At 64.0% G+C, this 6,320-nt stretch carries 4 protein-coding genes; all 4 read left to right on the top strand.

The annotated features are described in order from the left end of the window. On the top strand, positions 1-545 hold a 545-nt coding region (locus D769_RS04110), incomplete at its 5' end, for a TolC family protein (protein WP_008642364.1). A gap of 1 nt (position 546) precedes the next feature. Next, entirely contained in the window at positions 547-1,746 is a 1,200-nt protein-coding gene (locus tag D769_RS04105) for an efflux RND transporter periplasmic adaptor subunit (protein WP_052018045.1), read from the top strand. Between the two features lie 13 nt (positions 1,747-1,759). After that, a complete protein-coding gene (locus tag D769_RS04100; RefSeq protein ID WP_008642362.1) occupies positions 1,760-4,885 on the top strand; it encodes a CusA/CzcA family heavy metal efflux RND transporter in 3,126 nt (1,041 codons plus the stop codon). Positions 4,886-5,102: 217 nt separating this feature from the next. Next, positions 5,103-6,134 carry a sensor domain-containing diguanylate cyclase gene (locus D769_RS04095; RefSeq protein WP_008642361.1) on the top strand — a complete coding sequence of 344 codons (1,032 nt, stop codon included), beginning with the start codon at positions 5,103-5,105 and terminating at the stop codon, positions 6,132-6,134. Positions 6,135-6,320: the final 186 nt, after the last annotated feature.

The following is a 6,320-nucleotide window of genomic DNA, read 5'->3' as shown; positions in this document are numbered from 1 at the left end:
CCGCCGCCTCGGCGCGTGACCTGGCGCGTGCCGGCCGCGTGCCCGACGTGACCGTCGGCGCCCAGTACGAGCACTATCCGGTTTCCGAGGCCAATACCACCGGCAGCGGCAACAGCTACGGCGTGTTCATTTCGATTCCGCTTTTCGTGCGCCACAGCTTCGGCGGTGAAGCGCGCCGCGCCGAGGTGGACTACTACGCCGCGCTCGACGACCGCAACCGTATCTTGCTGGCCGCGCAGAACGACATCGAACGGCTGCGCAGCCAGCTCGAGTCGGCGCGCGCGTCGCTGCAGCAGATGCAGACCGCCGTGCTGCCGGCGGCGGAGAACGTCGCGCAGAGTGCCGAGTTCGCCTATACGAAGGGTGCCACCGGCGTGCTCGACCTGCTCGACGCGCGCCGCGCGCTGCGTCAGACGCGTCTGGACGCTGTTGACGTGCAGGGCAGCTTCGCCAAGGCCATGGCCGCGTACCGCGCCGCCCTGCAGGCCACCACTTCCGATATCAACAAGCTTCCCCAGGTTCGAACCGATGCATCGCATCCCTGATATGCCGCTCATCTCCCGCGATTCCCGCTTCACCCGTGCCGGCGCCGCGCGTCTGGCGGCTGTGCTGTCACTGTGCGTGCTTACGCTGGGCGCCTGCGGCAAGAAGGAAGCGCCCGAGAACGATGACGAGCCGAAGGTGGCTGGTCAGGTCATCGAGTATCCGGCGAACGTCAAGTCGCTGCCCGGCGTCGTCGGCCAGCCGGTCAAGAGCGGCGGCGATCGCATGCTGAGCATGCCCGGCCGCCTGGTCTGGAACGAAGACAAGACGGTGCGCGTGGCTTCGCCATTCGCTGGCCGTGTGATGGAGATCCTGGTGCAGCCCGGCGTCACCGTGAAGGCTGGCCAGCCGCTGGCGATGCTGACGTCGCCCGATTTTGGCTCGGCCCAGGCCGATGCCCGCAAGGCGTCCGCGGATAGCGCCGTGGCGTCGAAGGCGCTGGCGCGCCAGCGCGAGTTGTATGAGGCCGGCATCATCGCCCAGAAGGATCTGGAGCAGGCGCAGGCGGACAACGCCCGCGCCGCGGCTGACCAGCAGCGCACGCAGGCAGCGCTGCGCATGTACGGCGCTTCCGGCAATGACGGCGTGAACCAGCGTTTCGCGCTGCGCAGCCCGATCGACGGCCTGGTGGTCGAGCGCAATATCAATCCGGGGATGGAACTGCGTCCCGACCAGCCACCCACCGCGCCGCTGTACCTGATTACCGATCCCACCACGCTGTGGGCGCAGCTCGATGCCGCCGAGGCGGACCTTGGCCACTTCAGGCCCGGCGTGACCGTGCAGCTTGCCAGCGCCGCCTACCCCGGCGAGACGTTCACGGGCACTGTGGTCAAGATCGCGGATTACGTTGATCCGTCGTCGCGCAGCGTCAAGGTGCGTCTGTCCGTGCCGAACGCCGACCGCCGCTTGAAGGCCGAGATGTTCGTTACAGCGAAGATGCAGGCCGCGTCGTTCCAGGGGATCTCGGTGCCGTCGAAGGCCGTGTTCCTGGCCGATAACAAGAACTATGTGTTCGTGCGCACCACGCCCAACAGGTTCGAGCGCCGCGAGGTCAAGCTCGGCGTGACGATTCCGGGCACGACCGAGGTGGTGGAAGGCCTGAAAGAGGGCGACGTGGTGATCACCGACGGCAATCTCTATCTGCAGGACATCCTGCGCGATGCCACCGCGGTGAACGCCGCGCGTGCGGCTGCCAAGCATTAAGGACGGCAGCCACATGATTTCACGCATCGTCAATTTCGCGCTGCACCAGAAGCTGTTTGTCTGGCTTGGCCTGATCATCTTCGTCGCGGGCGGCCTGGCCGCCTTCAAGAACCTGCCGATCGAAGCGTTCCCAGACGTCTCGGACATCCAGGTCAACGTGATCACGCTGTACCCGGGCCGGGCCGCCGAGGAAGTGGAGCGCCAGGTCACGATTCCGATCGAAACCGCGCTGGCGGGTACGCCGAATTCGGTGCGCGTGTTCTCGCATACGCAGTTCGGCCTGTCGTTCATGATGGTGACCTTCAATGACAAGGCCACCGACATCGTCGCGCGCCAGCAGATCATCGAACGGCTGCGCAGCGTTGACCTGCCCGACGGCGTGCAGCCGGAACTGGCGCCGTTGTCCACTGCCATCGGTGAGATCTATCGCTTCCGCCTGAGCGGCAAGGGCTACACGCCGCAGGAACTGCGCACGCTGCAGGACTGGGTCGTGGAGAAGAATCTGCGTCAGGTGCCGGGCGTGGCCGACGTGGTCACGATCGGCGGCTCGATCAAGCAGTACGAGGTGAACCCGAATCTGGGCCGCATGCGCGACAGCAAGATCTCGCTGTCGCAACTGTTCACGGCGCTTCAGCGCGGCAACTCGAACGCCGGCGGCGGCTCGGTGGCGCATGGACGCCAGCAGTACCTGCTGCGTTCGCTGGGCAGCTTCCGTAGCTCGGCCGACATCGCCAACGTGGTGGTGGCCGAGAACAACGGCACGCCGATCCTGGTCAAGGACATTGCCGAGGTCAAGATCGGCGCCGCGCCGCCGCAGGGCCTGATGGGTCAGGACGACGAGGACGACATCGTCTCGGGCATCGTGGTGATGCGCAAGGGCGAGAACCCGTCGATAGTGCTCGAGGCGCTGAAGAAGAAGATCGAACTGCTCGACGACCAGATTCTGCCAAAGGGCGTGAAGCTGGTGCCGTACTACGACCGCTCGACGTTGATCGACAAGACGCTGCACACGGTGTTCGGCAACCTGGTGGAGGGCGCGCTGCTGGTGATGGCCGTGCTGTACCTGTTCCTGGCCAACGTGCGCGCGGCGGCGATCGTGGCGCTGGTGATCCCGCTGGCGCTGCTGTCGACGTTCATCGGCCTGACCTGGGTGGGTATTCCGGCCAACCTGCTGTCGCTGGGGGCGATGGACTTCGGCATCATCGTCGACGGCGCGGTGATCGTCGTCGAGAACATCTTCAAGCGGCTGGGCGAACTCAAGGAACAGCAGATCAAGGACAACAAGGCGCGGATGCACGCGATCCTTCAGGCCACGACAGAGGTGGGGCGTCCGACCGTGTTCTCGATGATCATCATCATCGCCGCGCACATCCCGATCTTCACGCTGCAGCGTCACGAAGGAAAGATCTTCGCGCCGATGGCGTACACGGTGACGGGCGCGCTGGTCGGCTCGCTGATCGTCTCGCTGACCGTGGTGCCGCTGCTGTGCCACCTGCTGCTCAAGAAGAACATCGCGCACGAGGACAATTTCGTGGTGCGCCAGTGCAAGCGCCTCTATGAGCCGATGCTGGCGTGGGCGCTCGAGAACAAGAAGAAGGTCGTGGCCATCGCCGTGGGCCTGCTGGTGGCCACCGTCGGCGTGGGCAAGTTCCTGGGCAGCGAATTCCTGCCCGAACTCGACGAAGGCTCGATGTGGGTCAGCTTCGACTTGCCGGCCTCGGTGTCGCTGGACGAGGCACGCGATCAGGCGCGTCTGCTGCGCAACGTGATTCGCACCACGCCTGAGGTCAACACGACGATCTCCAAGGTGGGCCGTCCCGACGACGGTACCGATCCGAAGTTGATCAACACCGTGGAAATCCTGGTCGACCTGAAGAGCGACAAGGCATGGCGCGCTGGCTTCGACAAGCGCAAGATCATCGAGGAAATCAACCGCAACCTGCGCAAGATGCCGGGCATCGAGCCTAACTTCTCGCAGCCGGTGCGCGACAACATCCTGGAGAGCATCTCGCAGATCAAGGGCCAGATCGTGATCAAGGTGCAGAGCGACAGCCTCGAGCACAACAAGAAGGTGGCGGATCAGATCCTGGCCAACGTGCAGTCGGTACGCGGCGTGATGCGCGCGTTTATCGACCGTGACGGCGAACTGCCGCAGTACGTGCTTGATTTTGATCGCGCCCAGGCTGCCCGCTACGGCATCAACGTGGCTGACGTGCAGGACCTGATGGAAAGCGCGCTCGGCGGCAAGGCCGCAACGGAGCTGTGGGAAGGCGAGAAGCACTTCAGCGTGGTGGTACGCCTGAAGCCGGGCGAGCGCGAACTGCCGAACCTGCCGAACATCTTCATGCAGACCGCCGATGGCGCGCAGGTGCCGCTGTCGCAGCTGGTGACGTTCCGGGCCGCTTCGGGCGCGATGAACATCAGCCGCGAGAACGGTCAGCGCACCACGTCGATCGGTATCTTCATCCACGACCGCGACATGGGTAGCGTGGTGAAGGACATGCAGGATCTGGTGAAGAAGAACGTCAATGCCGAGGACGTCAAGATCAGTTGGTCGGGCGAGTTCGAGAACCAGGAACGCGCGATGGCGCGCCTGTCGATCGTGGTGCCGCTGTCGGTGCTGCTGATCTTCCTGCTGCTGTTCAACGCGTTCCAGTCGTTCAAGAGCGCGGCGCTGATCATCTCGAACATTCCGTTCGCGCTGATCGGTGGCGTGTTTGCGCTGTTCCTGACCGGCATTCCGCTGTCGGTCTCGGCGGCAATTGGCTTCATCGCGCTGTTCGGGCAGGCCGTGCTGAACGGCGTGGTGATGGTGACCTACTTCAACCAGTTGCGCGACGAAGGCATGCCAGTACGCCAGGCCGTGCTGACCGGCTCGATGGATCGTCTGCGCACCGTGTTGATGACCGCGATGCTGGCCATGCTGGGCTTGTTCCCGATGGCGATCTCGCGCGCCATCGGCTCGGAAACGCAGCGGCCGCTGGCGATCGTGATCATCGGTGGCCTGATTACGGCCACGCTGCTGACGCTGATCGTGCTGCCCACGCTCTACGAATGGATGGTTGGCCGCTCATGGCCGGACGAGCCGGACACGAGCGGCAGGGATGACGGCCGGTTGCCTGAGCATGTAGCAAGTTGACAGTCGGGACGTAGAAAAAACCGGGGCTCTGGCCCCGGTTTTTTTATGAGCCATAGCTTGACTCGGTGGAAGGACGATTTGGCTTCCCGCCTGTCGATAGCAACGAGGAAATCGTTCAGTAAAACGATATGATTCCTCACTCAGCCGAGTTGGCTGGCAAGCGCCTGTTCGGTATGTTCTGGAGCGAAAGCACAGCATGAAAGAGGAGACAAAACCCATGGAGTTGATCCTTGAACGGCTTTCGGCGTCCGTTGCCACGGCCGAGAGTCTGGAGCAACTCACGAGACCGCTGCTGGAGATGCTGGAACTGATCACCGGCCTTGAGTCCCTGTACCTGACGTCGATTGATGAAGAGGCGGGTTTGCAGTCCGTCGACTTTGTCAGGAACGCGGGCGAACTCGTGATTCCCGAGGGGCTGTCCGTTCCATGGTCCGACACCCTCTGCAAGCGTTGCCTGGAGGAAGGTCGCCGCTACACGTCGAACGCGAGCGAGATCTGGGGGGATTCACAGGCCGCGAGGGCGCTCGGCATCGAGACATACGCCAGTGCCCCCATTCGCGCGAGCGATGGGGAGATCATTGGTACGTTGTGCGGGGCGAGCAAGCGCAGCCAACCGCTGGGGCCGCAGGCGTTCAGCGCCTTGAACATTTTCTCGAAGCTGATCGGACACCATATCGAGCGAGAACGATTGCTCGAGGAGCTAAGGCGGTCGAACGAGTACCTCGCGAACTTCGCATTGACCGACGCCCTGACGGGCCTGCCCAACAGACGGGCGCTCCACGGCGAGCTTGGCAGACTGCTGGCGCGCGCAACCAGGGACGAATCCCACGTCATCGTCGGCATCATCGATCTGGATGACTTCAAACGCATCAACGACGCATACGGACATGTGGTCGGAGATCAGTTCCTGAGCGAATGTTCAAAGCGCCTTTCCGGCATTGTGCGAGACACCGACATGCTGGCCCGCGTGGGTGGCGACGAATTTGCGCTGGTGGCACCCGCTCCGGCGTCTGCAACGCAGGCGCATAGCCTGGCCGACCAATTGCAGAAGCGTGCGTTGACGGCGACTCGCGGTGTCTACACGCTGGCCGGCGTCACCATTGACTACGCTGGCGTGAGCGCCGGTGTCGTGGCCGTCAGGCCCGTCCCCGTCGAACAGGCGCTGGAACTGGCGGACGCCGCCATGTACCGGGAGAAGCGGCAGCGCAAGCAATCCCGCCCAAACGGTGGGCGACCGCTTCATCGCTGACCGGCGCTGACACGCGTCCGGCCCGATTCTCCGGGCGCAACGCCCGGAGCAACCAATAAGCAGACAGCAACGGGCTGCCAGCCAGTTTGGAACCCCGCGCGCGCGTCGTCGGCGCAAGCTTCGTGCCGTTGGCATGTAGTTGCGCCCCACGACATCGCCGCGTGTATGGAGCGATGAAGCACGCTG

Origin of the sequence: Cupriavidus sp. HMR-1 (assembly GCF_000319775.1) — a bacterium.
Lineage (GTDB): Bacteria > Pseudomonadota > Gammaproteobacteria > Burkholderiales > Burkholderiaceae > Cupriavidus > Cupriavidus metallidurans.
The sequence above is the reverse complement of the archived record's forward strand: the minus strand, read 5'-3'. Positions and strand labels throughout refer to the sequence as shown.

Bases quoted from the DNA above. Each gene is read 5' to 3' on its own strand.
- D769_RS04105 (WP_052018045.1), top strand. From the start codon at position 547: ATGCCGCTCATCTCCCGCGATTCCCGCTTCACCCGTGCCGGCGCCGCG.
- D769_RS04100 (WP_008642362.1), top strand. From the start codon at position 1,760: ATGATTTCACGCATCGTCAATTTCGCGCTGCACCAGAAGCTGTTTGTC.
- D769_RS04095 (WP_008642361.1), top strand. From the start codon at position 5,103: ATGGAGTTGATCCTTGAACGGCTTTCGGCGTCCGTTGCCACGGCCGAG.